This window comes from Cyanobacteriota bacterium (assembly GCA_025054735.1).
Taxonomy (GTDB): Bacteria; Cyanobacteriota; Cyanobacteriia; order SKYG9; family SKYG9; genus SKYG9.
In genome coordinates, this window is the sequence record JANWZG010000444.1 from 1 (window position 1) to 2973 (window position 2973).

Here is a 2973-nt window from a genome sequence, read left to right on the forward strand (position 1 = left end):
GGCATGACGATGGAGACGATCGGTTGAGTCATGACAGTGGATTACCAATAGCTCAGTAGCCAGTTAGATTGTATGGGTTGCTAAGGGGCCTTGAAAACGGCTAAAGGGAATTATCTCGAAAAACTCAGCAAACTACGTCTCATATCCACAAAGCTAATCATTCTAGATTTAGCTAGAACAGCAACAGAGGCAGCAGGGCACCGAGACCGTTGATAATTTGAACACCAATGCCAGTCTGAGGGCGTTCTGGTTCCTGAGCAGCCTCCTCAATCCTTTGAATTAAAATTTGCGATGCTTGATAGGCTTGGGTATTGCCCTGGGCTTTGAACAAATCGGCTGCCCGCTTCACATCGGCCATCGCTAGATTGAGTTCATTCAGGCGCAGATAGGCAAGGCTACGGTTAAAGATGGTTGGTGCTCGCCGAGGCTCTAAGGCAATCGCTTGACTATAGAAATCAATCGCCCCTCGATAGTTGCCCCGCGATGCTTCTTCCACACCCCAGTTGTGTAGTTCTTGAGCATTTAAGAGAGACAGAGGGAGTCCGATCGCGCCCTTCAGCAACGCATTAGACAGGTTGGCATCCTGAAAAATAGCATTGACAACATAGGCTCCCCGCAAATCCACACCATTCAAGTTAGCGGCTGTAAAGTTTGTCCCCTGCAAGATAGCACCGCTTAAACTCGCATGAGACAAGTCAGCCCCACTCAAGTCGGCTCCCCGCAGGTCGGCACGACCCAAATTTGCCCCTCGCAGATTTGCCCCCCGCAGGTCTGCTCCTACTAGGTCTGCGTAGGCAAGCCCACTACCGGCAAGGTTACATTGCTGACACTGACGGCTTGATAGCAACTGACGCACATCCTGCAAGTTTTCAGCTTGGGCGGGTAGGCAATACTCAACGGCAAGCATCACCAAGGTGGCGATCGTCAAGACATAACCACGCACAAGAAAACCTCCCTTAATTCAGAGGAATATCACTAGCGATAGCCGTTCCGCTGCAAGATTTCCTGACTTTCGCGGCTAGGAGTATAGCCGTAATTCACATTGGAATTAGGATGAGTATCATCCATAACACTTGCAGTCAGCACTACAATGATTTCATTGCGGCTCGTCTCGCTATCTACACCACGGAACAGGGCACCGATAATAGGCAAATCACCTAGGATCGGTACTTTACGAATATTTTGCCGATCCTCTTCACGAATAATCCCCGCCAGCACCAAGGTCTGGTTATCGCGAATACGAATCGAGCCTGAGCTTAGTTCCCGAGTACCAATAATGGGAAATGTCCCAGTTGCCGTAGTTTGCGTACCGCCCGCTGGCGACGATACCCTTGGTGAGACATTCAGTGTCACAAAGCCATTATCATCAATGCGCTCCACGGTAATTGTCAACTGCAAGCCTACCTCTTCTAGGGTATTCGTAGTAGTGATTTGAGTAGAGGTATCAGTCTGAGAGATTGTTTGGGTCGTATCAGTTACAATCTTCTCCGTTAGGTTAACACTGGAAGTCTGTCCTTCCTGAATGATCAGCGTCGGATCAGTCAGAATCTTGGCGTTGTTGGTTGTCAATGCTTGAGTCAAGCGAGCCAAGAATCCCGTCAACCCAGATGGAGTAAGAATATTACCTGGGAAAAAGCCACTAACTGGGTTACTAGCACTACCTGTAGTCAACGTAGGGGGCGGGGTTAATGCATTGGGAGCAGTTCGACCAAAGTTCACTCCAATCACACCATCTGATACTGACACAAAGTTATCACCAACACCAAAGGAGAAACTGGCGTTAGAGAATGGCGCACTACTGAGGTTAACATCAATGATCTTGACATTAACTGCTACTTGGCGACGGCGGAGATCTAACTGCTTCAGATAATTGGTGGCTAGTTCCACCTGATAGGGGGTGCCCACCAACGTAATCGCATTTAATCGCTGATCTGGAGTTACAAATAACCCTTGCAACACTAGAGAGATGATGGGGTTCGTAGTGCGGTTGGTCAGGGTTTGAATGCTAGGTGCAGACTGCCGTGTAACCTGCTGGGTAATGGGAGGTGCCCCAGCAACCCCTTGAATGGTTTGGGTGACGATTTCAGGCTGGGATGGAATAGTGATAGTGGTTTCAGCCCCAAAGTTTGCAAGATATGCAGCAGCATCAGTAGCTGTCACTTGGTTAAGGCGAATGCTGCGAGAAATCAGGTTCCTAGCGCCAACTGGCAAATTGGCACCGACGTAGATCGTGCTGCCGATGCGGTTAGCTTGCAGTCCCGTGATTCTTAATACGTGATTGAAGACATCTTGCACGGACTCGTTTTCAATATCTAGGGTGACACGAGGCCCTGAGGTATCAGCCCCTCCAGCTTGGCCTGGTTGAGGGGGTGCAGCCCCTGCTTGCCCTGGTGCACCTGCCACTGAATCAATATAGGCAATGTTGGTACCAGATACCCGCGCCAACAGGGATAACACCTCCCGAGCTGGAGCTTCCCGGAGTACAAGCCGAGGAATCCGCTCTCGACTGCCTAGTTGCACAAGGGTAGGGGATGGATCTAGGTTAGACAGGGTAACATCTCCTAGAGGTGGGGGAACAGCACGGGGCAGAGTGGGTGGTGTGGGATTAGGGCTGATAGTGGCAGGATCACCTTGGCGGGTAGGTGTAGCAGTGGTTCCAGGCTGTGCCTGAGCGATCGTTGTCACTCCTGGCTGGGCTTGAGCAATGGGAGTCGTCTCAATTCGTGGTGGTTGGAGGGTAGGATTAACGGTAGATGATTGTCCAGGAACGGGTGGCAATGTCGTAAAGGTGGCATTTGGTTGAACTGCGGCCACAGGTTGTTGCGCTGGTGCTGGTACCTGCACTGCGATCGGTTGCACAGCCGCCTGAATCTTGAAAATCAAGCCATTGGGAGAACTGCTAGTCACACCACGGGGAGCGCTGCTGCCCTCACCGGTGACAATCACACGCACGCTGTTACCATCGATTGGCAA

At 50.9% G+C, this 2973-nt stretch carries 2 protein-coding genes; both read right to left on the reverse strand.

The annotated features are described in order from the left end of the window. Positions 1-172: 172 nt before the first annotated feature. The gene (locus NZ772_16545; protein ID MCS6815164.1) at positions 173-907 is read right to left on the reverse strand and encodes a pentapeptide repeat-containing protein; all 735 of its coding nucleotides are present in this window, start codon (positions 905-907) and stop codon (positions 173-175) included. A 68-nt stretch (positions 908-975) separates the two neighbouring features. Then, positions 976-2973: hypothetical protein (locus NZ772_16550; GenBank protein MCS6815165.1), on the reverse strand; the 1998-nt coding region annotated here is incomplete at its 5' end.

What these genes read in the sequence shown, in the direction of transcription:
- NZ772_16545 (MCS6815164.1), bottom strand. Translation starts at nt 907, where the DNA reads ATGCTTGCCGTTGAGTATTGCCTACCCGCCCAAGCTGAAAACTTGCAG.